A 25,758-nucleotide genomic window follows, 5' to 3' on the forward strand; every position below is an offset into this window, starting at 1 on the left:
CGCAGAAATACTGGAGACAATGAATCCCTGCTGATCCCGGCGAGGACCACATGACAGAGACCACAGACGCCCTGGTGCTCGATCTCGTGGAATGGGTGGCGCGCGAGCCGCGGCCTTATGCCGAGGTGCTCGAGGTCTGGCGCACCTCATGCCCGCGGCTGACGATCTGGGAGGACGCCGTCGACCGCGGCTATGTCGCGCGCCGACCCTCGGTTGAGGGCATGCGGGTAACGGTGACGGAAACCGGTGAGACATTCTTGCGCGCGCATGGGCGGATACATTGAGTCCGGCGATTTGTCCGATCCGCCTGCCGAACTGCTTTCTTCACCTCACCCGCAAGCGGGAGAGGGGGCGCAGTATTGACGCGGCTGGAATTGCCAATCTCTGATGTCAGCGTACCGGTTCGGCGAGCCGTGGCCGGATGATCTCGACCATCCGGTCGGCTGATGTCCCCGGCGGAAAGAAGCCGAGATAATTGCCCTCGCGGTCCATCAAATAGATGTAGGCGGTGTGATCGACGGTATAGTCGCCGGCATCCTTCAGCGGCACCCGCGCGAAGTAGACCTTGTAGGCATCAGCGAGCTTGCGGATCGCATCACCGCTGCCGGTCAGTCCGATCAGGCGCGGGTGGAACATCGGCACGTAGTCTGCGAGATGCGCCGCGGTGTCGCGCTCGGGATCGACCGTGATGAAGATCGGTTGCACCTGGTCGCCGTCGCGGCCGAGCTTGTCGAGCGCCAGGGCGATCGCTTGCAGATCGGTCGGGCAGACGTCTGGGCAGGTGGTGAAGCCGAAATAGATCAGCATCAGCTTGCCGCGAAACTCCTTGTCGGTGCGTTCATGGCCGGCCTGATCGGTCAGCGCGAACGGGCCGCCGACCGGCTCCCTGTTCCACATCAGGATGTCCATGATCTCGGCGGGCGAGCGCGCCGATTGCGGCGGCGCATCGGCGGCCAGCACCGGCGCCAGCGTCAGCCACAGGCCGGCGCCGGCGAATGCCAGGCCCGGGCCAGCGAATGCCAAGCCCGCGCCAGCGAATGCAATGACGCGCAGGATCGGCGCGATCATATGCCGAAGGAGAGGCGGCTGCCCGTCGTCGTGACCAGCACCTTGTCGCCCATCTGCGCGGTCGCCTCCTGCACGAAGTTGAGCCCGGAGCAGTGCATCGGGATCAGCACGTCGGGGTCGAGCTTCCTGATCTCGGCGACCACCTCGGTGAGGTAATCCTTCGGCGCCGGCCCGAGATGGAAGCCGCCGACGATGGCGTGCACCTTCTGGATGCCGGAGACCTCCTGTGCCTGCTTCACCGAATTGACGATGCCGACATGGCCGCAGGACGAGATCACGACGAGGCCGAAGTCCCGCACGTTGAAGCAGGTGGCGTGCTCATGGATGTGCTCGTCGGGCACGATCTTGCCTTCCATCTCGGCCGGCAGATAGTGGCTGGCATTGCAGCCGAGCCCGTCCTTGATGCCGAACTCGACCCAGGTCTGCGGCAGCACGCGCTCGATGCTGCGGCGGGTGATCTTGCCGGTGGTGAAGGCGTGGCCGGCGATCACGGTCGGGGTCTCGCACAGCACCGTGGTGACGCGCTGCGCCGCGAGCTGGCGGCGATCGAGCGTGCCGAAATCGTTGAACTGGCCCTTGGTCGGCGTTGCGCTGACGCGGTGGCAGAAATTGTCCTCGCCGCCGGCATAGAGCTTCACGTCGGCCGGCAGCTTGTCGCGGAACTTGTCGAGGAAGCCGTTGAGGCCGCCGAAATGGTCGTAATGCCCGTGGCTCACGATCAGCCCATCGAGCTTCGCCGGATCGACGCCGACCAGCGCCATGTTGTTGAGCAGCACCTCCGGCGTGTAGCCGTAGTCGAGCATCAGCGTGCGCCGTGCGCCCTTGGCTTCCGACTCCAGCCACAGCGACAGGCCCCATTCATTGTGCAGCGACTTCTGGTAGTCGGCGGAGCGCGGCGGCGGCGCGATGGTGACGCCGCCGGCCTGCTTCGGCTTGAAGAACAAATCGAAGCTGGAATCGACCAGCACGCGGATCGAGAGCTTGTCGACGGTCGGCACCTCGATCGGTGCGGCGCTCGCGATCTCGACGCAGGAGAAGGCGCCCGCGGCTGCGGCGCCGGCGAGCGCCGCCGAACCTTTCAGGAAATCACGTCGTGCCAAATCCCGCGTCATCGCAATCCCCCGTGTTTTGAAAACTTTTCAATACCAAACACGTTGAGCCTAGGAGCAATCGGGACGCGGCTCAATCGGGCACTTGCGCTGCTTGCAGATCACATTCGCGCGCGGTGCAATGCGGGCGCCATTGACTTGGGTGCGGATATGCGTCCAACTCCATGCATTCGCATCTTTCTCGCCGATGCGTGGCATCGGCAGTCCCTGGCAATGCAGGATCACGCGCATGATCGACCTTCACTACTGGTCCACGCCGAACGGTCACAAGGTAACGATGTTCCTTGAGGAGACCGGATTGGAGTACAAGATTTTCCCAGTGAACATCGGCAAAGGCGATCAGTTCAAGCCGGACTTTTTGCAGATCGCGCCGAACAACCGCATCCCCGCAATTCTCGATCACGCGCCGAAGGGCGGTGGCAAGCCGCTACAGCTGTTCGAGTCCGGCGCGATCCTGCTCTATCTCGCCGAGAAGACCGGACAATTCCTGCCGGCCGATATCCATGGCCGCTATGACGCGATCCAGTGGACGTTCTGGCAGATGGGCGGGCTCGGGCCGATGGCCGGGCAGAACCACCATTTCCGCAACTACGCCGTCGAGAAGCTGCCTTACGCGATCGACCGCTATGTCAACGAGACCAACCGGCTCTACGGCGTGCTCAACAAGCGGCTCGCCGACCGCGAATTCGTCGCCGGCGACTACTCGATCGCCGACATGGCGAGCTATCCCTGGGTCGTGCCCTACAAGAACCAGGGCCAGGAGATCGACGATTTCCCGCATCTGAAGCGCTGGCTGGAGACGATCGGCAAGCGCCCGGCGACCGTGCGCGCCTATGCCATGGCGAAGGAGGTCAATCCGAATTTCGGCCAGCCCGCGATCCGCACCGAGGAAGAGCGCAAGTTGCTGTTCGGGCAGACCGCGGCGGTGGTGCGGTAGGGCGAACTCCTCCGTCATTGCGAGGAGCGAAGCGACGAAGCAATCCATCTTTCCGCGTATGCGGGTCGATGGATTGCTTCGCTTCGCTCGCAATGACGGATGTAGCACTCGCGGGTTTTCAAGCCCCGACATACCTCGCCAGCCGCCGTTCCTTCCACGCCGCGAGCCCCTCGGCGAGATCGCGGCCCGGCACCAGCGCGGCGAACTGCTCGCTCTCGACCAAAAGGCCCTCGGCAATCGGCATGTTGAGCCCGCGCGTCACAGCGGTGATGGTGCCGGCGACGGCGCCGGGCGAATGCCTGGTGATGCGGCCGGCGAGCTCGCGCGCGGCCGTCAGCAATTGATCGTGCGGCACGATCTGATTGACCAGCCCGATCTCACGCGCATGCTCGGGCGGGAACGGATCGCCTGCGAGGAGCAGCTGCAGGGCGCGCTTGCGTCCGGCCAGCCGCGGCAGCCGCTGCGTGCCGCCGAAGGTCGGGGGCATGCCGAGCTTGATCTCGGGTTTTGCAAATAGCGCGCGGTCGCTGGCGACAGCGAGATGCACCGCCTCGGTAATCTCGCAGCCACCGCCGAAGGCGAGCCCGTTGATCGCGGCGATCACGGGCTTCTTGAATGCCTCGAGCCGCGCGGTCATGGCCTGGCCGCGGCGGACGAAGTCGCGCACCGCGACGGCGGAGCCCTGCTTGACGCTCTCGGAAAACTCCTTGATGTCGGCGCCGGCCGAGAAGGCCCGCTCGCCGGCCCCGGTCAAAATCACGGCGCGCACCTCAGCGTCGCCCTCGATGCGGTCGAGCGCAGCCATCAGCTGATCGATCAGCGCGTAGTTCAGCGCGTTGAGCTGCTCCGGACGGTTCAGGGTGATCAGGGCGATCGCGTCGGTGATCTCGAGCAGGATGGGGGCGGGCATGATGCAGTCTCCAGCAATTGTGTGTCGGGCCGAATGTAGGGCCAGCCGCAATTTGTGTATATTCACTGGTTAGTATACATACGCGCCATGCCCAGACCCTCCGAGCCCACCCGCGAGCGCATCGTCCAGGCGGCGAGCGCGCTGTTCTACAATGAAGGCATTCGCCGCGTCAGCGTCGACGAGGTCGCCGCCAAGGCCGGCCTCACCAAGCGCACGCTGTACTATCACTTCAAGAGCAAGGACGATCTGGTCGCTGCCTATCTCGCCGCGCGCGACCAGCCCAATCTCGCGCTGTTCCGAAAGTGGTTCGCGGAGGCCGAGGGTGGCCTGCCGGTGAAGGTCGAGGCGATCTTCAGGAACCTCGCGCGCTCGGCGCGGCATCCGAAGTGGAAGGGCTGCGGCTTCCTGCGCACCTCCGCCGAACTCGCCAACATGCCCGGGCATCCCGCGATCAGGATCGGCGCCGCGCACAAGAAGAAGTTCGAGGACTGGCTGCGCGCGACCTTCGCGGAGCAGGGCATCGCCGATCCGCTCAAACTGGCGCGGCAGATCCTCTTGCTGCTGGACGGATCGTTCGCCGTGGTGCTGCTGCATCGCGACCCCAGCTACATGGAGACCGCCGGCGAGGCCGCACGCACACTGATCGAGACGGCGCTGGGGAAGCAGGGCGTAAGCGGGGTTAGGACATGACGAGAGTAGGTTGAATGGTAGTCGCGAAGGCGGTGCGCTCCCTGCCCCGCAAGCGGGAGAGGTGCAGCAGCCTGCGGCGAGACCGTCTCGCAATGACGGCTAAAGCGCGCCGCGCTCCTGCAGCAGCGCCAGCACGGCGTTGAGGTCCGGCAACACGGCTGCGCATTTCGCGCGGGTCTCGTCGGTCGGCGGCGCCATGTCCGGCACCATCAGCGTGATCGCGCCGGCGGCGTGGGCGGCGGCGACGCCGTGGTTGGAGTCTTCCACCGCGATGCAGGACGCCGGCCTCACGCCGAGCCGTGCGGCGGCCTTGAGATAGAGCTCGGGATCCGGCTTGCCCTGCGCGACATCGTCAAGCGTCAGCAGCGTGTCGAAGCGCGCGCGGATGCCGGCGAGGGTGAGGTTGCGTTCGGCCGAACGGCGCGATGACGAGGTGACGATCGCCATCGGGCGCTCCGCAAGCGCGAGCGCATCGAGCAGAGCGAGCGTGCCTGATTTGAGCGGCAGGCCCGACCGCATCATCCGATCGCGATGTTCGAGAAACGCTTGGTTGACGTCCGCGAGCGGAAACGCCGCGCCGTAATGGTCGCGCAGCATCGCCTCGCAGACCGGGCCGGGAAGCCCGACCATGGAGTGGCACAGCGCGACGACGTCGTCGGTGTAGCCGCACACGTTCAGCGCCGCGACCAGGCTGTCGAAGTAAACCTTCTCGGTGTCGAGCAGCGTGCCGTCCATGTCGAGCAGGACGGCGTCGACGGTCCAGCGTGCGTTCACGTGGCGCTCACCGCTGCTTGCTGTTCCGCGAGCTTCCGCAAGCATGCGGGGCACAGGCAGTCGCCGCCATCGGTCGGCATCGGCAGGCGAAAACTCTCATCGCAGCACCAGCATGCTCCGGTGAGCGAGCAGGAAAATTCGCTGCCGCATGCCGTGCAGGCAAGCTGGCGCGGAGATGCTGGTTTGGAACGATCGTTTGACGAGAGGTCCATTCTAACCGCGATTTAATGCGCGAATTAATCTCGGGTTCATCCCGGACCGCGCTATGATGCCAGGCAACTGATATAGCCGGGATAGGCCGTTAAGGGAATTCTGATGGCCCGTGATTCGCAAGCCGCGCTGGTTGCCCTCAACCGGTTTGGATTCGGTGCCCGCGGCGGGGCGTCCGGCGACTTCATCAACGCCGCCTCCGATCCGCGCGGTTTCGTGCTGGCGGAACTGGCGCGTCCGAACGGCGCGCTGCTCGAAGTGCCGGGCCTGCTCTCGACGCCGGAGCTCGGCAAGCAGGTGTTCGACTATCAGTTCGAGATCCAGCAGGCGCGCAATGCCGCGAAGGTCGCGCAGCAAGGCGCGAGCGAGACACCGCCGCAAGGGTCCGACGCAAAGCCGGCGCAGCGGCGCAATCTGTCGCTGTCCACTGCCGCCAAGGAGATCGCCGGCAAGGATCCGGCGATGCAGGCGCAGGGCGCCGATGGCGCCAACGCGGCGATGACGCCGTCGGCTCCGATGCAGCCTCCGACGATGCAGACGGTGCCCGGTCCCCCCAAGCCGCCGGCGCAACCGCTCAACATCATCCAGAAGACGTTCCGCGCCGAGGCGCTGGCGCGCCTGCAGCGCGGCGTGGTCGCCGATTGCGGCTTCGTCGAACGGCTCGTGGTGTTCTGGTCCAACCACTTCTGCGTCTCCGCCAACAAGGGCGCGCTGGCGCGGATGTGGGCCGGCTCGTTCGAGCGCGAGGCGATCCGTCCGCATGTGCTCGGCCGTTTCCCGGACATGCTGAAGGCCGTCGAGCAGCATCCGGCGATGCTGTTCTTTCTCGACAACCAGCAATCGCTCGGCCCGGAGTCGCGCGCCGGCATCAACCGCAATCGCGGCCTGAACGAGAATCTCGCGCGCGAGATCATGGAGCTGCATACGCTCGGCGTCGGCGGCGGCTACACCCAGGACGATGTGACGGCGCTGGCGCGCGTCATCACCGGCTGGACCTTTGCCGGCCGCCGTGGGCAGTTAGGTGTGCCCGGCAGCTTCGTGTTCAACGCCAATGCGCACCAGCCCGGACCGCAGCAGGTGCTCGGCAAGAGCTACGCGCAGGCGGGCGTTGCGCAGGGCGAGGCCGTGCTGTCGGACATCGCGCGGCATCCCTCGACCGCAAAATTCATCGCGACCAAGTTCGCGCGCCACTTCGTTGCCGACGATCCGCCGCCGGCGCTGGTGGCGAGGCTGCAGGATACATTCACGAAAACGGACGGCGATCTCAGGGCGCTGGCTACCGCGCTCGTTCAGTCCAGCGAGGCCTGGCAGCCGCCGCTGACAAAGATGCGTTCGCCTTACGAATTCCTGGTCGCCTCCGGCCGCCTGCTGGCCCGCAATCCCGAGGATCCGGGCCGCTATCTCAATGGCCTCAATGTGCTCGGCCAGCCGCTGTGGTCGCCGGCCGGGCCGAACGGATTTTCGGACACCGCCGCGGCCTGGGCGGCGCCTGAAGGCATCAAGCTCAGGCTCGACATTTCGGCGCAAGTCGCCTCCCAGCTCGCCGACCGGTTCGACCCGCGCGACCTGCTCGAGCTCATTGCCGCCGATGCAGCCTCGACCGAGACGCGGCGCACCATCGAGCGCGCGGAATCGCGGCAGCAGGCGCTGGCGCTGCTGTTGATGTCGCCCGAGTTCCAGAGGAGATGACGATGGAATGCTCCGAGAGCCTGATGCTGCAGGCGACGTCGCGGCGCGCGCTGCTGCTCGGCGGCGCCTCCTTTGCGGCCTGGGCCTACCTCCCGAAATTCGCGCGCGCCGCCGATGGCCGCGATCCGCGCTTCGTCACCATCATCCTGCGCGGTGCACTCGACGGCCTCGCCACGGTCGCACCGGTCGGCGATCCTGATTATGCCGGCTTGCACGGCGCGATCGCGCTGCGCCCCGATGGCCCGAACGCGGCGGTGATGCTGGATCAGTTCTTCGCCCTGCATCCGGCGATGCCGGAATTTTCGCGGATGTATCGCGCCAAGCAGGCCGCGGTGGTTCATGCGGTGGCGACCTCCTATCGCGATCGCTCGCATTTCGACGGTCAGGACGTGCTGGAAAGCGGCTTCCCCGGTCCGGGCCGCGCGCAGTCCGGCTGGCTCAATCGCGCGCTGGAAGCCTTGCCGAAAGGCGAGCGGGTGACGAGCGCGCTCGCGGTCGGCCCGACCACGCCGCTGGTGCTGCGCGGCGCGGCGCCGACCGTCGGCTGGGCCCCGACCGCGCTACCGCAAGCCGCCGACGACACCGCGATGCGGCTGCTCGATCTCTATCAGCACCGCGATCCGGCGCTGGCGAGCGCGCTGACGCAAGGCTTGCAGCTCGAGAAGCAGGCGCAGGGCGAGGAGATGAAGCCGAAGCCCGGGGCGGGCGGCGTGGCGGCGATGCGCCTCGTGGCGCGGGGCGCCGCGAAATTGATGGCGGCCGATGACGGCCCGAGGATCGGCGCGCTCGCCTTCGACGGCTGGGATACCCATGCCAATGAAGGCGGGCCGGTCGGCCGCCTCGCGCAACTGCTCGGCGGCCTCGACGGCGCGCTGGCGGAATTCCAGAGCGGCCTCGGCGCGCGCTGGCGCGACACCGTGATCGTGGTCGCGACCGAGTTCGGCCGCACCGCGCGCATCAACGGCACCGAGGGCACCGACCACGGCACCGGCACCATCGCGCTGCTCGCCGGCGGCGCGGTGAATGGCGGCCGCATGATCACCGACTGGCCCGGCCTCAAGCCCGCCAATCTCTACCAGGCCCGCGACCTCGCCCCGACCACCGACCTGCGCGCCGTGATCAAGGGCGTGCTGCACGACCAGTTCGGCCTCGGCGAGCGCGTGCTGGCCGATGCCGTGTTTCCGGACAGCGCCCCGGTAAAGCCGATGAAGGGGCTGGTGGCTTGACTTCCTCGACCTCTCCCCGCTCTTTGCGGGGAGAGGTCGGAAGCGACGCATCGCGTTGCTTCCGGGTGAGGGGCAGGGCAATGCGTGGCCGCAAGGAAACACCTATCCGACTCGCGAGAGGGCTGCGCGCCAATCAAACGGACGCGGAGACCGTGCTTTGGAATCGCATCCGCAATCGCCAGATTGATGGCCATAAGTTCGCACGGCAGGTGCCGGTCGGGAGTTACATTTGCGACTTCGTCTGCCGCGAGCGACGGCTCGTGATCGAAGTGGATGGCGGTCAGCGCGCGGACTCAGCTGCAGACGTGGTCCGGGACTGGTATCTCACCGGGGAGGGCTATCGCGTGCTTCGCTTCTGGAACAACGATGTGCTCGGCAACGTCGAGGGTGTGTTGATTACAATTCAGACTGAGTTGCGCGGATAGATGCCCCTCACCCCAACCCTCGCCCCGTAAAGGACGGGGAGAGGGAGCGGGGAGAGTGCCGTTCGCTTCACGCCTTCGTTATCCCATCGATCTCCGCCATCTCCTCCGCGGAGAGCTTCCAGCTGATCGCCTTGACGTTCTGCTCGATCTGCTCGGGACGCGTCGCCCCGGCGATGACGCTTGCGACTTGCGGGCGGGCGGCGAGCCAGGAGAAGGCGAGCTCGAGCATGGCGTGGCCGCGCTCCCTGGCAAACGCCTGCAGCTTCTCGACGATGTCCTCGTTGCGCGGCGTGACGTAGCGATCCTTCAGGGCCGGCGCCTTGGCGAAGCGGGTATCGGCGGGTGCAGCGGCGCCGCGCTGGTACTTGCCGGTCAACAGGCCGCTGGCGAGCGGGAAGAACGGCAGCAGGCCGAGATTGTATTGCTGCGTCGCCGGCAGCAGGTCCTTCTCGATGTCGCGCACCAGGAGGCTGTATTCGTCCTGGCAGGACACGAAGCGGTTCACGTTCATCTGGCGCGCGACGTACTCGGCTTCGGCGATCCGCCAGGCGGGGAAGTTGGAGTTGCCGATGTAGCGCACCTTGCCCTGGCGGACGAGATCGTCGAGCGCGCGCAGCGTCTCGTCGATCGGGGTGAGCGGATCGTAGTCGTGCTGCTGGTAGAGATCGATATAGTCGGTCTTCAGGCGAGTGAGGCTCGCTTCGACTGCGGACATGATGTAGCGCCGCGAGGCGCCCTGCTTGGTGCCGTCGGTCGCCATCGGCTTGGAGAATTTGGTGGCGAGCACGATGTCCTTGCGGCGGTCGCCCAGCACGGTGCCGAGCACGGTCTCCGAGCCGCCCATGCCGGCATAGATGTCAGCGGTGTCGAACAGCGTGATGCCGAGATCGATCGCCTTGTGGATCACCTTGCGCGAGGTCTCGAGGTCGGTGCGCTGGCCGAAATTGTTGCAGCCGAGGCCGACCGCGGACACGCGCAGCCCGGAGCCGCCGAGATTACGAATTTCCATGAGACAATCCTGTGGGATAGGCGAGGGGTGCCGCGTATTGTGACAAGCACACTAGGGCCCGGCAAGGTGCCGTCCTACCGCCGATCACGCATGACGATGTCGCAAAATGAGATGCCGCAAAAAAAGCGGTCCCGGTCAGACGCGGCGACTGACGGGGACCGCTTGGCGAAGATCTGAGACGGGGGGCCTGATCTGCGCGAGCGGAAGCCTAGCCGGGCTTTGTAACGTGCCGGTGACACCTCTGTTCAATCCACAGGCCGCGAAGATCCGCTCAGACAATCTTGCGATAGATGACGAAGCCCGGCTTGTCTGCGACCTTGTCATAAAGCTGCATCGCGGTGTGGTTGGTCTCATGCGTCTGCCAGTAGACGCGTGGCGATCCCGCGAGCCTGGCCTGCGCGTAAACCCCGTTGATCAACGCGCGGCCAACGCCCTTGCCGCGTGCGGCTTCGCTGGTGAACAGATCCTGCAAATAGCAGGTTGGCGCGATCGCGGTGGTCGAGCGGTGAAACAGATAATGCGTCAGCCCGAGCAATCTGCCGCCGGCGTCGGCGACCAGCGCGTGCACCGGCTCATAGGCATCGAAGAAGCGTTCCCACGTCATCGCGGTGATCTCGGGCGCGAGCGCGGTCGGCCCGGATCGCTCATAGAAGGCATTGTAGCCGTCCCACAGAGGAAGCCACTGGGCGTAGTCGTCGCGGGTGACGAAGCGGATGGTGACGTCGTCGGCCATGGAGGATTCCCGGATGATCCTGCGTTGCGGGCGATGTCTCCGCACCGCTCGCAAGGTTCTACCGTCGCTATCTCGCAGGATCAATTGCGGACGAGGTCGCGCCTCACTCGGCGGCGCGCAGCAGCCGCGCCAGACGGCGCTCGCGCCCGGCGCGCTGGGCCCGATATTCATCGGCCTTCGCGGGATCGTCGGTGTGCCGCACGAGGTCGGTGACCGGCGTGTAGCTCAGCATGCGGCCGCCGTCCGGCAGTGCGGTGCAGCTGAAGCGCAGCACCTGGCCGTCGGCGAGGTTGAGATTGATCGGCGTGGAGTCGCCGGCGCGCATCATCGCGATGCGCTCGGCGATGAACGCGCTCAGCTCGTCTTCCGGCAGTTCATAGGCGCCGGTGTCGCGGCCGTGATACATCAGCGCGACGAAGGGCGGCTTGCTCTCGGCCTGCGCATCCGACAGCGCGAAATAGTCGCGGAAGGCGCGGTTGATGAATTCGGCGCGGGTGTCGGCGTCGAGCAGCACGATGCCGATGTCGACCTGGTCGAGCGCGGCTGCGAGCCGCTCCGCGGTGGCGTGATGCTGCTGGTCCGCGGCAAAGGCGTCGATCCATTTCTGCCGTAGCATTCCGGTGATCACGGCGGTGCCGGCCGCGGTCGCCGCCAGCATCAGCATCCGCGCGACGTCGGCGGTGTCGTAACCGGGCAGCGCGCGATGATTGAGGAAGAACAGCGCCGAGGCGGCCACCGCGATCGCGGCGGAGATCAGCCCGGAGGTGATGCCGCTGATCGAGCTCGCAAGCGCCACGATGCAGACGAACAGCGGCGCGGGATTGGGGACGGCGACAACGAGGCGATCGAGCAGGAAGGCGGCGGATGCCGTGATCGCCGTCAGGGCCGGACCTGAAATTGCACGCCAGTCGAACCGCATGCGCGTTCTCGCTATCTATCAAACGAACGATAAAGCCGCAGTTTGACGACAGGGCCGCAACCGCGCCGGCATTTCCGTCCCGACCGTTAAGCGGGCGTTGCGGGGGCCGAACCAGCTTTCGCTGCTTTCAAATCAAATGATATGCAGATCGGCACGGAACCCGGTTCCGTGCCTGCGGGTTACCGCGTGCTTTGCTTGCAAGAGGACATTCGATGCCCGCCATTTCGCCGTCGCTGCTGCCGATCCTGATGCTGTTCGCCTCGAACGTCTTCATGACCTTCGCCTGGTACGGCCATCTCAAGTTCAAGGATCATTCGCTCCCCATCGTGATCCTGGTGAGCTGGGGCATCGCCTTCTTCGAATACTGGCTGGCGGTGCCGGCCAATCGCTGGGGCAGCGCGGTCTACTCGGCGGCGCAGCTCAAGACCATGCAGGAGGTGATCACGCTGGTCGTGTTCGCCGCCTTCTCGGTGTTGTACCTGAAGGAGCCGCTGGGCTGGAATCACGCGCTCGGATTTGCCTTCATCGCCGCCGGCGCGTTTCTGATCTTCCACAAATGGGGCTAATGCTTCACCTCGCCCCGTGTGCGGCAGGGGTGTCCGGGGAATGATTCACTGTGTCGCGGTGCATGCTCGGCAGGACCGAGGCAAATCGGTCTTTTCTGGTTGTCGAGACACAGAGGGCCGAGCATGCGATATCGCGGTAGCATTTTTGGAAGGCTGCTTGAACCGATCAATCGACGGCAGTTTCAGACGGTTGTGGATCGTCTGGACGGGGATGCCTACGACAAGTCGTTCAGGAGCTGGGATCATCTGGTGGCGCTGATCTATGCCCAGCTTAGCGGCAACAGCAGTCTGCGCGGGGTGGTGACTGGCTTCAACGCCAATTCGCAGCATCACTATCACTTGGGAACCGGCAAGCTGTCGCGCTCGACGTTGTCCGATGCCAATGCCCGCCGTCCGATCGGCATTTTCGCGCAAACCTTTGCGGCGCTGTCGGCGATGGCGCGTCGCCAGCTGCGGAGTGAAGGCATGGAGATGGTGCGTCTGATCGACGCCAGTCCGATCCCGCTCGGCAAGGTCTGCAGTTGGGCGACGTGGAACGGCCGCATCCGCGGCATGAAGCTGCATGTCGTCTACGACCCAAGGAGCGATGTCCCGACCTGCGTCGAGATGACGGCCGCGAACGTCAATGACATCGAGATCGGCCGACAGACCCCAATCCAGCCCGCCACCACCTATGTGTTTGACAAGGGCTATTGCCGTTTCGACTGGTGGCAGAAGATCAATGATAGCAAGGCTTTGTTCGTTACCCGGGCGAAGACGAGCATCCGTCTTCGCTCGCTCAGGCATCGCGCCATCCGCAAGCGTAACGGGGATGGCTTCGAAATCCTTGCCGATGACGAGGTGAAGCTCACCAGCAAGGGCGATTCGCGCCTTCCAATCCCGCTCCGCCGCATCAAGATCAGACGCGAGAAAGGCGGCAAGATCACACTCCTGACCAACGACCTTGCCCGTAGCGCCGTCGAGATCGCCGCCCTCTACAAGAGCCGATGGCAAATCGAGCTGCTGTTCCGCTGGATCAAGCAGCATCTCGATATTCGCAAGTTCCTCGGCGCCAACGACAACGCGATCCGCCTTCAGGTGCTCGCTGCGATGATTGCCTACCTGCTGCTGCGCATCGCCGCTCACACCAACTGCATCAAAATGCTCCCGCTCAGGTTCGCCGAACTCGTCGGCCAGCTCCTGCTCACGCGTCGATCCCTCGCTGCCATCGACAAACCTCCGCCCATCAACCCCAGCCGTCGGAAATCAACCATCTCACCTGACCAGATGGAGCTCCGCTATGCCTGAATTTCCCCGGACACCCCTGCGTGTGCGGGGAGAGGTCGGAACGCATCGTTAGATGCGTTCCGGGTGAGGGGGACTCTCCGCAAATGCAGCGATCTCCGAATACGCGGAAAGAGCCCCTCACCCCAACCCTCTCCCCGTAAGAACGGGGCGACGGAGCACACTGCCGCCGCGGTTCGACCTGATCTCATTGCGCTTTAGTGGTGCGGGGCCGGCTTGGCGGTCGGCGTCGTGACATGCGCGGGGCGTGCGCGGTCTTCGCCTTGCGTGCCGGTCACGATCAGGAGCGATGCCGCCAGCAGGATCGCCGCCGACAGCGTCACGGTCACCAGTCCGACGGGGGTCTTCATCATGTCGCGCCGCTGTCTCTCCCGCGGATCAGGTGCCAACCGGAAATTGCTTGATTACGCCGGGATCGCCGTTGCCATGGTGATGTTGCTCGACAGCACCGTCACGGCGACGACCAGGCACAACGTCAGCGCGCCGAGCGCGAGCGACGCGGCGATCGCGTTCGTCAGCCGGGATGATGCCACCGGGGCAGGGCGGCCATCGAAGCCTGCCGTGCCGGACCACCGTTTCATGGTCTAAATCCCTCAGGCCGCGAGCGAATCACTCGCGACATCCGCGCGAATCTGCCGGTTGTCACCGGCAACATTGCGGCGGCGGCGCCGTCCAAAAATGGCTAAAATACGGCGGTGGCGCGAGTTTTGCCCGTTATTTGGGCAGTTTCCCCGTTATTCCCTGGATTCACACCCGGCCGTTCAGACGCCGGCCGCGAGGCGAGGCTCAGGCTCGGCCTCGGTACCAGGCTGCCAGTCCATCGAGACAAATCCGGGGGTCTGCTCGACCCGCTTGAGCCAGGCGCGGATCGACGGAAAGGTCGCCAGGTCGAAGTCGCAGCGGTCGGCGACGTGGGTGTAGCCGTAAAGGGCGATGTCGGCGACGGTGAGCTGTCCGGCGGCGAAATAGGCGTGTTCCTTGAGGTGATTTTCCATCACCTGCAGCGCCGCATAGCCGCGCTCCATCCAGTCCTCCAGCGCGTGCGTCTGCAGGTCGCGTCCGCCCTTGACCAGCGACAGCCAGAAATAGGCGGCGCCGATGTTCGGCTCCAGCGCGTGCTGCTCGAAGAACATCCACTGCAGCGCCTCGGCGCGCTCGATCCGCGACTCCGGCGCCAGCGGCGTGCCGATCGCGACATACCAGAGGATGGCATTGGACTCGGCGAGATGGCGGCCCTCGGCGACCTCGAGCAGCGGCACCTGGCCGCTCGGATTCTTGGCCAGGAATTCCGGCGTGCGGCTCTCGCCGCGCAGGATGTCGATCTCGATCGCCTCGTACGGCGTGTTCAGCACGGCAAGCGCCAGCCGGACCTTGTAGCTGTTGCCGGAGCGCTGCATCGAATAGAGCTTGTACATTGCGTCGTGGTTCACTCGGTCAAGGAGACGGTACGCTTAAAAATTGCGCGGCCTGTCACACCGCAACGCCGCTAAACAATGATGCTGACGGGGGTGCGTCGCAAGCCCTGCAGTGTGGAAAAAGTCGAAACGTCTACTGCACTGCACACGTGCAGAACGATTCCATCCACACGGCAGAACAACTCGGATCACGCCTGCGCGACGCTCTGCACGGTGGCGGTCGATCGCCAAGGTCGCGACCATGGCCGGTGCGCTTCACAAACCTTAACGCGCGTCCTTGGCGGCACGACGCGCGCCGGTCTGCGTTGACGACCCGCCGTTAGCGCTGTCAGGCAGGTTGCCGCGCGGCATTGTCCTCGGAGCAATCCGCGCTGGCGCATGCCGCCGAAAGGCCCCGCCGGCAAGACCCGAGCGGGCTTGCCGGATATGAGTCATCCGGTGCCGGAACTTGCGGAAAATTGCGCGCGCCGCGAGCCATGCGCGAAAGTTTTCGTGCTTTACCGCCAAGCTTCTTGCGGTGCAGCGGCGACAGGCCTAGGGTGCCGCGATCCCATTCAAATCAAGTCGTGGCCCTACGGCTCACGACGTTTGCCAGGAGATGATAATGGCCTTCCTGTCCGCTGCGCTCGACCGTGTGAAGCCGTCCGCGACGATCGCGGTCACGGACAAAGCACGCGCGCTGAAAGCCGCGGGCCGCAACGTCATCGGCCTCGGCGCCGGCGAGCCTGACTTCGATACGCCCGCCAACATCAAGCTGGCAGCGATCCACGCGATCGAGGCCGGCAAGACCAAGTACACCGATGTCGGCGGCATTCCGGAGCTCAAGGAAGCCATCATCAACAAGTTCGCGCGCGAGAACGGCCTGACCTACAAGCCGAACCAGGTCATCGTCGGCACCGGCGGCAAGCAGGTGCTCTACAACGCGCTGATGGCGACCATCAATCCGGGCGATGAGGTGATCATCCCGGCGCCGTACTGGGTCAGCTATCCCGAGATGGTGGCGCTCGCCGGCGGCGAGTCGGTGCCGGTGGTGTGCCCGGCCTCGACCGGCTTCAAGCTGCGTCCGGAAGATCTCGAGAAGGCGATCACGCCGAAGACCAAGTGGGTGATCCTGTGCTCGCCGTCGAACCCGACCGGCTCGGCCTATACGAAGAGCGAGCTCAAGGCGATCACCGACGTGCTGGTCAAGCATCCGCATGTCTGGGTGATGACCGACGACATGTACGAGCACCTCGTCTATGACGACTTCGTCTTCACCACGGCGGCGCAGGTCGAGCCGAGCCTGTACGATCGCACGCTGACCGTGAACGGCGTGTCGAAGGCCTACTGCATGACCGGCTGGCGCATCGGCTATGCCGGCGGCCCGGCGCAGCTGATCAAGGCGATGGCGACGATCCAGTCGCAGTCGACCTCGAACCCGTCGTCGATCGCGCAATGGGCGTCGGTCGAGGCGCTCAACGGTCCGCAGGACTTCATCGCCGCGAACAACAAGGTGTTCAAGGAACGTCGCGACCTCGTGGTGTCGATGCTCAACCAGGCGAGCGGCATCGAGTGCCCGCGGCCGGAAGGTGCGTTCTACGTCTATCCGTCCTGCGCCGGCACGATCGGCAAGAAGGCGCCGTCGGGCAAGCTGATCGACAACGACGAGGCGTTCGTCACCGAATTGCTCGAGAGCGAAGGCGTGGCCGTGGTGCAGGGATCGGCATTCGGGCTCGGACCCGCGTTCCGCATCTCCTACGCGACCAAGACCTCCGATCTCGAGGATGCCTGCAAGCGCATCCAGCGCTTCTGCGGTAATCTGCGGTAGTTCGATCCGAACTTAAAGAAACGCTCCCGCACCTGGTGCGGGAGCGTTTTTGTTTGTGCGCCGAAATCGCGCCAGTAGATTCGACGAGTCAAATCACATCCAGCTCACCTCACGCGCGTGTGTGCGAACATCGATGCCACACGCGGGAAGTTTTTACGGCCGCTTTGCGCACTGCCTTGTTTTGGACACGAGCCTTCCTTCCTGTCCGCCGCGCGAATTCAGTTCAGTTCACCTTGCGGAGACAGATAATGCGACTTTCGACCCTCACCCTTGCAGCGCTTGCGTTGCTGGCGCCGTTCGCCACCGCCAACGCGGCGCCTCAGGTTCAAGCCGGGGTCCTGCAATGCCAGGGCGGCGAGAATGTCGGCTTCGTTGTCGGCTCTGTCGCGCGCCTCGAATGCGTGTTCCAGAGCGGCGGCCGTCGGCCCGAGCCCTATGTTGCGACCGTGAAGCGGATCGGCGTCGACCTCGGCGTCACCGCGACGACCCAGCTCGCCTGGGCCGTGAGCGCGCCGACCACCCAGCTCCCGCGCGGTGCGCTGGCCGGCAGCTACGGCGGCGTCGGCGTCAACGCCTCGGTCGGCCTCGGTGCCGGCGGTAACTTCCTGTTCGGCGGCCCGAACAATGCCTATGCGCTGCAGCCGGTCAGCGTGCAGGGCCAGACCGGCCTCAACGTCGCGGCCGGCATCGCCGGGATCGATCTCGAGCCGGTCGCCTACGGCGGTCCGCGCCGTCATCATCGTCACCACCGTCATCATCACCACCACTAGATTTTGTTTTGACGCGTTTTCTTCACGCGAACCGGTATCCGCTTCGCTCGAAAACGCTCTAGGCTGGTCGGTGTTCGATCAAAGAGGCCCGCGAAAGCGGGCTTCTTTTTTTGTTGTCTGTTGTTTGCTGTCCGTTGCTCGATCAATCGGCAGACCCTGAGGAACATAGCAGCGCCGCAACATCTCCTGACAATCGGTGGCCGGGCACCGCAAATTCTGGCTGGACGTTCGATGTTGTGGCATAGGATGCGAACGGCGCCGCAGACACGGCGCCGTTCTGTTCTCTGCTCGCGTCATGCCTCTCAGCCGGAGACTCCCCAACATGCGTCGCTTCACTCTCCTCGCCGGTGCCGCCATCGCCACGCTGACCGCAATCGTTGGCGCCAGCGCCCAACAGCCGATCCAGCGCGTGCAGGTCGGCGTCCTTGAATGCCGCGGCGGCGCGAGCGTCGGCTTCATCGTCGGTTCCGTGACCCATCTCGGTTGCGTGCTGCGCGCCAATGGTCTGCCTGAGGATCGCTACATCGCGACCATCCAGAAGGTCGGCATCGATCTCGGCATCACCCAGGAATCGGCGCTGGCCTGGGGCGTCTATGCGCCGGTGGAGCGGCTCGGGCCGGGTGCGCTCTCCGGCAACTATGCCGGCGCGCAGGGCAGCGCGACGCTCGGTGTCGGCGTCGGCGGCAACGTGCTGGTCGGCGGCTCCGACAACACGATCGCCTTGCAGCCGCTCAGCGTGCAGGGCCAGGTCGGCATCAACATCGCCGCCGGCCTCGAGAGCCTGGAGCTGCGTCCGGGCCGCTAACGCGCGCCCGTGCGGTTGATCAGCTTGCCGAAGAAGCCGCTTGCTTCTTCGGCAACGATCCCGGGCGCCTCGGCGTGAACATAGTGCCCGGTCTCGACGAACCTGATCGAAGGTTCGCTCCAATAGTCTCCCAACCTGTCCGACCATTCGGGCGCGATCAACGGATCGCGGCGGCCCCAGAGAAAGCGCGACGGCACGTCGATGCGCGGCTGCGCCGGCAGCTTGCCTTCCAGCCAGAGCCGGCGATTGGGCGCGGACGAGAGATACCAGTCGAAGCCGCCCTGGATGTTGCCCGGCTTCATGAAGTTGTCGACATAGGCTTCCAGCAGGTCGCCGAACACCGCGGGATCGTCGCCCGACCAGTGGTCGAGGAAATGCCGGAAGTAGAGCCGGCATGACTCGCGCGAGCTTCCGACCAATTGCGCGGCCCATGGCAGCTGCTGGAAGTACTGATACCAGACCTCGATCAGGTGGCCGGGCTGGCCTTAGCGATGGCCGAGGCCCGGATAGGGCGTGCAGAGATAGAGCGTGCCGGTCAGCCGCTGCGGATGTCGATGCGACATCGCCTGCATGACGTAGGCGCCGAGATCGCCGCCGATGACGCCGAAGCGCTGATAGTCGAGCGCGTCCATGACGGCAAACATGTCCAGCGCGTGGCGCTCCGCGGTGGCGGACGCATCGGGCCCCGTTGTCGGCTTGCCGGTGTCGCCGCAGCCGCGCAAGTCGGGCGCGATCAGTTCAAAACTGTCGCCGAGGCGCAGCATCAGCGGGCGCCACACCAGCCAGAACTCCGGCCAGCCGTGAAGCAGGAGCAGCGGCGGCCCTTTGCCGAAGCGCGCGACATTGACGCGCAAATCGCCGATATCGATCTTCTGTTGCGTAATGCCTGCCGCGGCTGCTTCTGCGAAGGCTTTTTCCAGCGCCGTCATGGGGACTCCCTTTGCTTTGTCGCAGGCTGTCCGCGTTCGCGCGTCCGGTCCAATACTCGTTCGATACGGTTGCAGAGCTATTGCGTATGACTGACGGCACCCGCCGCCGTGCTATACCGACGGCATGGAATTGCGACATCTCAGATATTTCGTGGCGCTCGGCGAGGAATTGAACTTCACCCGCGCGGCCGAGCGGCTGCACATCGCGCAACCGCCGCTAAGCCAGCAGATCCGTCAGCTCGAGGACGAACTCGGCGTGACGTTGCTGCAGCGGAATAGCCGTCCTGTCAGGCTCACCGAGGCGGGCGAGCTGCTGCTTGCGCGCGCCCGCTCCCTGCTCGCAAATTTCGAGGCCGCGGTTGCGGACACGCGGCGCGTCGGGCGCGGCCAGGCCGGCAAGCTCGCGATCGGATTCGTCGGCTCCGCGATGTTCGCCGGTCTGCCCGATATCATAGGCAGCTATCGCGACGCCTGTCCCGACGTCGAGCTCGTGCTTGACGAGATGCTGGCGGCCGAGATTGCCGAAGCGCTGCGGCGACGCCGGATCGATGTCGGCTTCGCACGCCCGGCGCTATTGCCGGAGGCGGGTCTTGCCCAGCGCCTGATCCTGGAGGAGCCCTATGTCGCGGCGTTGCCGCGCGCGCATCCGCTTGCCGAGAGGGACGACATTGCGCTTGCCGAATTGTCCGATGATGCCTTCGTGCTCTATCCGGCGCGGCCGGAGCCATCGGTCACCGGCCTGATCGTCGTCGCGTGCCAGGCCGCCGGATTCACGCCGCGACTCGCGCAGGAGGTGCTGCATCTGCAAACCGCGATTGGCCTGATCGCCGCCGGCGTCGGTGTATCGCTCGTCCCGGAGGCCGCGGCACGCGCGCAGACCGGTCGCGGCGTGGCGTATGTCCGCTTGGCCGCGCCGGCGGTGACGGCGCCGTTGACGATTGCGTGGCGTGAAGAAGATGTCTCGCCCGCCGTGCAGCGTCTGCTCGACCTTGCGACACGCTGGCGCGAGATTGCTCCGGGACTTGCGCGAAGGAACTGACGCAGCGGATGCAATTGTCCGGACGATGGCTCGGAATTGCAAACCTCCGCGACGCCGCACCGCAGCGACGTTTTCCCGCTTGCCAAATGTCAAACGCAGGCAGAGCATAAACGGTCGCCGACCCAATCATGGGCCGAGCTCCAAAACGAGGAGGCGGCAATGGGACAAGACGTCAGAAGTCCCCGAGGTCCACGGTGCATCGCATTGGTGGGCCCTTTCCAAAGCGGTAAAACCACACTTCTGGAAGCGATCCTGGCGCGCACTGGCGCCATTAAAACTGCCGGCAGCGTCGATGCCGGAACCTCCGTCGGCGATGCCAGCCCCGAGGCGCGTCAGCACAAGATGGGCGTAGGCCTGACCGCCGCCACCACCACCTTTATGGGGGACAGCTACACCTTTATCGATTGTCCCGGCTCGATCGAATTCGCGCACGATATGCGTGCAGCGTTGCCGGCGGTCGATGCCGCGGTCGTGGTCTGCGAAGCCGACGAGAAAAAGCTGCCGCAGCTGCAGATCATCCTGCGCGAGCTCGAGGAGCTCGGAATTCCCCGTTTCCTGTTCCTGAACAAGATCGACCGCGCCAACAAGCGCGTCCGCGAGACGCTTGCGACGCTGCAGCCGGCCTCGCGCGTGCCGCTGGTGCTGCGCCAGATCCCGATCTGGAACGGCGATCTGATCGAAGGCTTTGTCGATCTCGCGCTGGAGCGCGCCTTCGTCTATCGCGAGCACAAGCCGTCGGAGGTGATGGCGCTCGAGGGCGGCAATCTCGATCGCGAGAAGGAAGCCCGCTTCTCGATGCTGGAGAAGCTTGCCGACCATGACGACGCGCTGATGGAGCAGTTGCTGGAGGATATCCAGCCGCCGCGCGATGCCGTGTTCGACGATCTCGCCCGCGAACTGCGCGATGGGCAGATCTGTCCGGTGCTGCTCGGCGCTGCGAGCCGCGAGAACGGCGTGCTGCGCCTGATGAAGGCGCTGCGCCATGAGGCGCCCGGCGTTGCCGAGACCGCCGATCGGCTCGGCATCAAGGATCAGAAGGATGCGCTGGCCTACGTGTTCAAGACCGTGCACTTGCAGCACGGCGGCAAGCTGTCGCTGGCGCGCGTGCTTGCGGGCCGGCTCGACGACGGCGCGACGCTGCAATCCTCAAGCGGCGAGAGCGGACGCGTCTCAGGCATCCTCGCGGTCTCGGGCGGGCATGACAGCAAGCGGCCGCAGGCCGAGGCCGGCGACACCGTCGCGCTCGGCAAGCTCGATGCGATCAAGACCGGCGATACGGTCTCGAGCGGCAAGACGGCGCCGGCCTCGCTGGTCAAGGTCGAGCCGGCCGCGGCCGTGCTGTCGATCTCGATTGCCGCGACCGACCGCAAGGACGATGTCAAGCTCGGCCAGGCGCTGCTGCGGCTGAACGAGGAAGATCCCTCGCTGACGATGATCCAGAACCCGCGCACCCACGACACCGTGCTGTGGGGGCAGGGCGAGATGCATCTGCGCGTGGCGCAGGAGCGGCTGAAGGACCGCTACGGCGTCAACGTCAAATCGCATCCGCCGGCGATCGGCTATCAGGAGACCATCCGCAAGCCGATCACCCAGCGCGGCCGGCACAAGAAGCAGTCCGGCGGCCATGGCCAGTTCGGCGACGTCGTGCTCGACATCAAGCCGAAGCCGCGCGGGTCAGGCTTCGAATTCCACGAGAAAGTGGTCGGGGGCGCGGTGCCGCGCAACTATATCGGCGCGGTGGAAGAGGGCGTTGTCGACGCGCTGGCGCGCGGCCCGCTCGGCTTCCCCGTGATCGACGTCGACGTCACGCTGACCGACGGCTCCTATCACAGCGTCGACTCGTCCGATCTCGCGTTCCGTACCGCGGCGCGGATCGGGGTCAGCGAAGGGTTGCCGCAGTGCCAGCCGGTGCTGCTGGAGCCGATCCATATGGTCGAGATCGTCTGTCCAACCGACGCCACCGCCAAGATCAACGCGATCCTGTCGGCGCGCCGCGGCCAGATCCTCGGCTTCGACACCCGCGACGGCTGGATCGGCTGGGATTGCGTCCGCGCCACGATGCCGGAATCGGAGATCGGCGACTTGATTGTCGAACTGCGCTCCGCCACCGCCGGCGCCGGCACCTTCACCCGCCAGTTCGACCGCATGGCCGAAGTGACGGGCCGCGCCGCCGACCAGATCATCGCCGCGCATCGCGACGCGGCGTGATCGAATTGTCATTCCGGGATGGTCCGAAGGACCAGACCCCGAATCTTGAGATTCCGGGTTCGATGCTGTCGCATCGCCCCGGAATGACGGGCCAAGATAGCGCCCGTGATTCCCTTCCTATGAGGCAGTTTCCGCCAGCATGCTTGAATCCCGCCGTAACCTGGCGCTGGCCTGCGCGCTCAGCGCAATGGCCGGCTATGTCGACGGCATCGGCTATCTGCATCTCGGCGGGCTGTTCGTCTCCTTCATGAGCGGTAACTCGACGCGGCTTGGCGTGACGCTGGCCGAGGGGCATTGGCAGCATGCGCTGGAAGCGCTGGAGCTGATCGTGCTGTTCGTCGCCGGCGCCGCAGCCGGCAGCCTGATCGTGCTCAGCGCGCTGGTGCATCGCCAGCCCCTGCTCCTGCTCATCGAGGCGTGGCTGCTCACGGCGGCGGCGGTGGCCTATGCCTATGGCCTGTCGAACGCCGCGGTCGCCGCCATCGTGCTGGCGATGGGGCTCGAGAACGCCGTATTCCAGCTCGAAGGCGGGGCCGGGCTCGGCCTCACCTATGTCACCGGGGCGCTGGTGAAGGCCGGTCAGCTGATCGCCGCCGCGCTCGCAGGCGGTGCGGGCTGGGCCTGGCTCCCGAACCTGCTGCTGTGGGCGGCGCTGGTCGCGGGCGCGCTCGCCGGCGGGCTGGCCTATGGCTGGATCAACCTCGCCGCGATCTGGTTCGCCGCAGCCGCCGCGTTCGCCCTCAGCGCGCTGGTTGCCGCAACCGCGAAGCGGACGCATTGACAGCGCGCCCGCCTTGGCCGATGTCACGATCATGACGTCCTCAAGCAAAACCCGCGCCGCGTGCCTGATCGGCTGGCCCGCCGCGCATTCCCGCTCGCCGTTGATCCATCATTACTGGCTGCGCACGCTCGGCATCGAGGGCGGCTATGTGATCGAGGCGGTGCCGCCGGAGGACTTCAAGGATTTCCTGTTCCGCCTGTCGCTGCGCGGCTTCGTCGGCGCCAACGTCACCATTCCGCACAAGGAGCGCGCGCTGGCGCTGTCGGCACCGGATGCGCGCGCCCGCGCCGTCGGCGCCGCCAACACGCTGTGGTTCGCCGATGGCGAGCTGCGCTCGACCAACACCGATGTCGAAGGCTTCATCAACAATCTCGACGCCTGCGCGCCCGGCTGGGACAAGACGGAGGACGCGCTGGTGCTCGGCGCCGGTGGCGCGGCACGTGCGGTGGTGTTCGGCCTGATCGAGCGCGGCATCGCGCGCGTGCATCTGGTCAACCGCAGCATCGATCGCGCCCGCGCGCTGGCCGAGCAATTCGGCGCGCGGGTTCATCCCGCGACGTGGGACGAGGTTGATAAGCTGCTGCCGCGCGCCGGCCTGCTGGTGAATACCACCTCGCTCGGCATGCATGGTCAGCCCGCGCTCGAGGTCGATGTCGGTCTGCTGCCGCAACACGCGGTCGTTTCCGATCTCGTCTATGTGCCGCTGGTGACGCCGCTGCTTGCGGCGGCAGAGGCGCGTGGTCTGAAGACCGCTGATGGACTCGGCATGCTGCTGCATCAGGCGGTGCGCGGTTTCGAATTGTGGTTCGGGCGGCGTCCGCAGGTCACGCCGGAACTGCGCACGCTTGTTGAGGCCGATCTCACAAAGACTTGAGGCCTGGAATAGCATCTCCGGAACGGGGTCTGGTGTTAGTCCCCCCGCGTTCCCTCCCGGAGATCAGTCATGCCTGCCAGCCGCTCCCATCTCATTCGGCCGTTCATCGCGCTTGCGATGGTGACGGTGTCCACGCTCTACGCGCTCGCGCAGCAGCGCCGACACCGACGCGGGTGCGTGGAACCGTCGAGAGCGTCGACGGCGATACGCTCGCGGTGAAGTCGCGCAGCGGCGAGGACGTCAAGCTGCACATGGCAGGCAACATGGTGGTGCTCGGTCTCACCAAGATCGCGCTGTCCGACATCAAGGTTGGTTCCTTCATCGGCACGACCACCGTGCCCGGCCCCGACGGCACGCCGAAGGCGGTCGAGGTGCACGTCTTCCCGGAGAACATGCGCGGCACCGGCGAAGGCTCGCGGCCGTACGATCTGAAGCCGAACAGCAGCATGACCAATGCGACCGTCGCGCAATCCGTCGTCAGCAATGACGGCCACACATTGCTGGTCAAATACAAGGACAGCGAGAAGAAGGTGGAAGTCGCACCCGATACACCGGTCGTGACCTATGTTCCCGGCGACAAGGCGGACCTGAAGGCCGGCGCCAAGGTCATCGCCTTCATGAAGAAACTGCCAGACGGCTCGCTTGAAACCGATCGCGTCAGCGTCGGCCGCGACGGGCTTACGCCGCCGATGTGACGCGCAGCGCGTAGCCCGGATGGAGCGGAGCGAAATCCGGGAATCTTCCCAGGAAGGCGGTCCCCGGATTGCGCTCCGCTCCATCCGGGCTACGGCAGAACATGCAAACGCATCACCTGTCCGTTATCGCAGTAACGGCCCCCTCATCCGGTCCGTAGTTGTTGAACGGTCACCTTTCCCGCGAACGGGAGGTAGCCGCACGGAATACCTTCAACTCCCCGGTGTTCCCTGATTCGCCAGCCCAACCCATGAGGGACACCATGCCGAAATCGACGCTGTTCGCCGCATTGCTTCTCGTTGCCTTTGCCTCGGCTGCATCCGCGCAGCAGCCGCCGGCGGTGCGTATCCGCGGCACCATCGAGGCCGTCGACGGCGCGATGCTGTCGATCAAGTCGCGCGACGGTGCCGACATGAAGGTGCGGACCACTGACAACGTCGCGGTGTTCGGCGTCGCCAAGACCGATCTGTCGGAGATCAAGCCCGGTTCCTATATCGGTGTCACCGCGATGCCCGAGCCCGACGGAACGCAGAAGGCGATCGCGGTTCACATCTTCCCGGAGAACCAGCGCGGCGCCGCCGAAGGCTTCCGCCCCTGGGACCTGCGCGCCAATTCGACCATGACCAACGCCACCGTCGCCGAGACCGTGAAGGGCACCGACGGCCAGAACATCACGGTGAAGTACAAGGACGGCGAGAAGAAAGTCGTGGTGCCGCCGGGCACCCCGGTCGTCACCTTCGTCGCCGGCGACAAGTCGGAGCTGAAGCCGGGCGCCAAGATCATCATCTTCGGCGCGCTGAAGAAGGATGACGGCACGCTGGAAGCCAACCGCGTCAATGTCGGCCGCGACGGGATTGCGCCGCCGATGTGAGGCAGAGCAGGCTCCGC

General features: G+C 65.6%; 29 protein-coding genes and 1 pseudogene. 17 read left to right on the forward strand and 13 right to left on the reverse strand.

The annotated features are described in order from the left end of the window. The first annotated feature begins 50 nt into the window (after nt 1–50). Nucleotides 51–284: a hypothetical protein gene (locus tag J2R80_RS12560; protein ID WP_076829863.1), complete on the forward strand. Its 234-nt coding sequence runs from the start codon at nt 51–53 to the stop codon at nt 282–284. Nucleotides 285–390: 106 nt separating this feature from the next. On the opposite strand, the gene J2R80_RS12565 is transcribed toward J2R80_RS12560, so the two are convergent. The 3 genes from J2R80_RS12565 to J2R80_RS12575 are packed head-to-tail and all read right to left on the reverse strand — an operon-like array spanning nt 391 to nt 2,408. Further along, a complete protein-coding gene (locus J2R80_RS12565; RefSeq protein ID WP_253589052.1) occupies nt 391–1,068 on the reverse strand; it encodes an SCO family protein in 678 nt (225 codons plus the stop codon). Further along, the gene (locus tag J2R80_RS12570) at nt 1,065–2,180 is read right to left on the reverse strand and encodes an MBL fold metallo-hydrolase (RefSeq protein WP_253589053.1); all 1,116 of its coding nucleotides are present in this window, start codon (nt 2,178–2,180) and stop codon (nt 1,065–1,067) included. The genes J2R80_RS12565 and J2R80_RS12570 overlap by 4 nt, the downstream gene beginning before the upstream one ends. Nucleotides 2,181–2,228: 48 nt before the next feature. After that, nucleotides 2,229–2,408, reverse strand: coding sequence for a hypothetical protein (locus J2R80_RS12575; protein ID WP_253625419.1), 180 nt, complete (start codon nt 2,406–2,408; stop codon nt 2,229–2,231). Here J2R80_RS12575 and J2R80_RS12580 point away from each other — a divergent pair. Continuing rightward, a complete protein-coding gene (locus J2R80_RS12580; RefSeq protein WP_253589055.1) occupies nt 2,407–3,114 on the forward strand; it encodes a glutathione binding-like protein in 708 nt (235 codons plus the stop codon). The two genes, J2R80_RS12575 and J2R80_RS12580, sit on opposite strands and share 2 nt — an antisense overlap. 118 nt (nt 3,115–3,232) lie before the next feature. Here J2R80_RS12580 and J2R80_RS12585 read toward each other — a convergent pair whose 3' ends face one another. Continuing rightward, nucleotides 3,233–4,024: a crotonase/enoyl-CoA hydratase family protein gene (locus J2R80_RS12585; protein ID WP_253589056.1), complete on the reverse strand. Its 792-nt coding sequence runs from the start codon at nt 4,022–4,024 to the stop codon at nt 3,233–3,235. 87 nt (nt 4,025–4,111) lie between these two features. Between J2R80_RS12585 and J2R80_RS12590 the strand changes: the two genes are divergently transcribed. Then, a complete protein-coding gene (locus J2R80_RS12590) occupies nt 4,112–4,714 on the forward strand; it encodes a TetR/AcrR family transcriptional regulator (RefSeq protein WP_057019048.1) in 603 nt (200 codons plus the stop codon). A gap of 99 nt (nt 4,715–4,813) precedes the next feature. Here the strand turns inward: J2R80_RS12590 and J2R80_RS12595 are convergent, their stop codons facing one another. Further along, nucleotides 4,814–5,488, reverse strand: coding sequence for an HAD family phosphatase (locus tag J2R80_RS12595; protein ID WP_229191216.1), 675 nt, complete (start codon nt 5,486–5,488; stop codon nt 4,814–4,816). A 315-nt stretch (nt 5,489–5,803) separates the two neighbouring features. Here J2R80_RS12595 and J2R80_RS12605 point away from each other — a divergent pair, with 315 nt between their 5' ends. From J2R80_RS12605 to J2R80_RS12615, 3 genes are all read left to right on the forward strand, one after another. Then, entirely contained in the window at nt 5,804–7,387 is a 1,584-nt protein-coding gene (locus J2R80_RS12605; RefSeq protein ID WP_253638640.1) for a DUF1800 family protein, read from the forward strand. Then, nucleotides 7,384–8,613: a DUF1501 domain-containing protein gene (locus J2R80_RS12610; RefSeq protein WP_253638641.1), complete on the forward strand. Its 1,230-nt coding sequence runs from the start codon at nt 7,384–7,386 to the stop codon at nt 8,611–8,613. The genes J2R80_RS12605 and J2R80_RS12610 overlap by 4 nt, the downstream gene beginning before the upstream one ends. A gap of 80 nt (nt 8,614–8,693) precedes the next feature. Beyond that, complete coding sequence (locus J2R80_RS12615; RefSeq protein WP_253638642.1) at nt 8,694–9,038, forward strand: endonuclease domain-containing protein; 345 nt, start codon at nt 8,694–8,696, stop codon at nt 9,036–9,038. A 67-nt stretch (nt 9,039–9,105) separates the two neighbouring features. On the opposite strand, the gene J2R80_RS12620 is transcribed toward J2R80_RS12615, so the two are convergent. The 3 genes from J2R80_RS12620 to J2R80_RS12630 form a co-directional block, all read right to left on the reverse strand. After that, nucleotides 9,106–10,047, reverse strand: coding sequence for an aldo/keto reductase (locus J2R80_RS12620; protein ID WP_253638643.1), 942 nt, complete (start codon nt 10,045–10,047; stop codon nt 9,106–9,108). A 271-nt stretch (nt 10,048–10,318) separates the two neighbouring features. Continuing rightward, complete coding sequence (locus J2R80_RS12625) at nt 10,319–10,780, reverse strand: GNAT family N-acetyltransferase (RefSeq protein WP_172649052.1); 462 nt, start codon at nt 10,778–10,780, stop codon at nt 10,319–10,321. Between the two features lie 103 nt (nt 10,781–10,883). Next, on the reverse strand, nt 10,884–11,699 hold the full coding sequence (locus tag J2R80_RS12630; protein ID WP_076829885.1) for a PAS-domain containing protein: 816 nt from the start codon (nt 11,697–11,699) through the stop codon (nt 10,884–10,886). 212 nt (nt 11,700–11,911) lie between these two features. Between J2R80_RS12630 and J2R80_RS12635 the strand changes: the two genes are divergently transcribed. Next, nucleotides 11,912–12,265, forward strand: coding sequence for a DMT family protein (locus J2R80_RS12635; RefSeq protein WP_028336063.1), 354 nt, complete (start codon nt 11,912–11,914; stop codon nt 12,263–12,265). A gap of 123 nt (nt 12,266–12,388) precedes the next feature. Then, nucleotides 12,389–13,552 carry an IS4 family transposase gene (locus tag J2R80_RS12640; RefSeq protein WP_229193596.1) on the forward strand — a complete coding sequence of 388 codons (1,164 nt, stop codon included), beginning with the start codon at nt 12,389–12,391 and terminating at the stop codon, nt 13,550–13,552. A 194-nt stretch (nt 13,553–13,746) separates the two neighbouring features. Here the strand turns inward: J2R80_RS12640 and J2R80_RS12645 are convergent, their stop codons facing one another. From J2R80_RS12645 to J2R80_RS12655, 3 genes are all read right to left on the reverse strand, one after another. Further along, nucleotides 13,747–13,902 carry a hypothetical protein gene (locus tag J2R80_RS12645; protein WP_168859260.1) on the reverse strand — a complete coding sequence of 52 codons (156 nt, stop codon included), beginning with the start codon at nt 13,900–13,902 and terminating at the stop codon, nt 13,747–13,749. A 51-nt stretch (nt 13,903–13,953) separates the two neighbouring features. Beyond that, complete coding sequence (locus tag J2R80_RS12650) at nt 13,954–14,130, reverse strand: hypothetical protein (protein ID WP_168859259.1); 177 nt, start codon at nt 14,128–14,130, stop codon at nt 13,954–13,956. Between the two features lie 180 nt (nt 14,131–14,310). Further along, a complete protein-coding gene (locus tag J2R80_RS12655) occupies nt 14,311–14,964 on the reverse strand; it encodes a glutathione S-transferase family protein (RefSeq protein ID WP_057015955.1) in 654 nt (217 codons plus the stop codon). Nucleotides 14,965–15,568: 604 nt separating this feature from the next. Between J2R80_RS12655 and J2R80_RS12660 the strand changes: the two genes are divergently transcribed. From J2R80_RS12660 to J2R80_RS12670, 3 genes are all read left to right on the forward strand, one after another. Then, nucleotides 15,569–16,771, forward strand: a complete 1,203-nt coding sequence (locus J2R80_RS12660; RefSeq protein ID WP_028340563.1) for a pyridoxal phosphate-dependent aminotransferase — start codon at nt 15,569–15,571, stop codon at nt 16,769–16,771. A 248-nt stretch (nt 16,772–17,019) separates the two neighbouring features. Then, nucleotides 17,020–17,541, forward strand: a complete 522-nt coding sequence (locus J2R80_RS12665) for a DUF992 domain-containing protein (RefSeq protein WP_057015953.1) — start codon at nt 17,020–17,022, stop codon at nt 17,539–17,541. Between the two features lie 322 nt (nt 17,542–17,863). Next, entirely contained in the window at nt 17,864–18,346 is a 483-nt protein-coding gene (locus tag J2R80_RS12670) for a DUF992 domain-containing protein (RefSeq protein WP_028336066.1), read from the forward strand. Here J2R80_RS12670 and J2R80_RS12675 read toward each other — a convergent pair. Together J2R80_RS12675 and J2R80_RS12680 are read right to left on the reverse strand one after the other, a co-directional pair. Beyond that, on the reverse strand, nt 18,343–18,765 hold the full coding sequence (locus J2R80_RS12675; protein ID WP_253638644.1) for an alpha/beta fold hydrolase: 423 nt from the start codon (nt 18,763–18,765) through the stop codon (nt 18,343–18,345). The genes J2R80_RS12670 and J2R80_RS12675 overlap by 4 nt on opposite strands. A gap of 66 nt (nt 18,766–18,831) precedes the next feature. Further along, complete coding sequence (locus J2R80_RS12680; protein WP_253638645.1) at nt 18,832–19,275, reverse strand: alpha/beta fold hydrolase; 444 nt, start codon at nt 19,273–19,275, stop codon at nt 18,832–18,834. A 124-nt stretch (nt 19,276–19,399) separates the two neighbouring features. On the opposite strand from J2R80_RS12680, the gene J2R80_RS12685 reads away from it, so the two are divergent. The 6 genes and pseudogenes from J2R80_RS12685 (at nt 19,400) to J2R80_RS12710 (ending at nt 25,741) form a co-directional block, all read left to right on the forward strand. Further along, entirely contained in the window at nt 19,400–20,314 is a 915-nt protein-coding gene (locus J2R80_RS12685; protein WP_253638646.1) for a LysR substrate-binding domain-containing protein, read from the forward strand. Between the two features lie 159 nt (nt 20,315–20,473). Beyond that, nucleotides 20,474–22,522 (forward strand): elongation factor G, encoded by a 2,049-nt coding sequence (locus tag J2R80_RS12690; RefSeq protein WP_253606878.1) that lies wholly within the window; start codon nt 20,474–20,476, stop codon nt 22,520–22,522. A 139-nt stretch (nt 22,523–22,661) separates the two neighbouring features. Then, nucleotides 22,662–23,303: a YoaK family protein gene (locus tag J2R80_RS12695; RefSeq protein WP_253638647.1), complete on the forward strand. Its 642-nt coding sequence runs from the start codon at nt 22,662–22,664 to the stop codon at nt 23,301–23,303. Between the two features lie 31 nt (nt 23,304–23,334). Next, the gene (locus J2R80_RS12700) at nt 23,335–24,177 is read left to right on the forward strand and encodes a shikimate dehydrogenase (protein ID WP_057015954.1); all 843 of its coding nucleotides are present in this window, start codon (nt 23,335–23,337) and stop codon (nt 24,175–24,177) included. A 69-nt stretch (nt 24,178–24,246) separates the two neighbouring features. Continuing rightward, nucleotides 24,247–24,872, forward strand: a pseudogene (locus tag J2R80_RS12705) (hypothetical protein). 260 nt (nt 24,873–25,132) lie between these two features. Continuing rightward, nucleotides 25,133–25,741: a hypothetical protein gene (locus J2R80_RS12710; protein WP_057015947.1), complete on the forward strand. Its 609-nt coding sequence runs from the start codon at nt 25,133–25,135 to the stop codon at nt 25,739–25,741. Nucleotides 25,742–25,758 lie beyond the last annotated feature (17 nt).

It is taken from the genome of Bradyrhizobium sp. USDA 4541, assembly GCF_024171085.1.
Classification (GTDB): Bacteria; Pseudomonadota; Alphaproteobacteria; order Rhizobiales; family Xanthobacteraceae; genus Bradyrhizobium; species Bradyrhizobium australafricanum.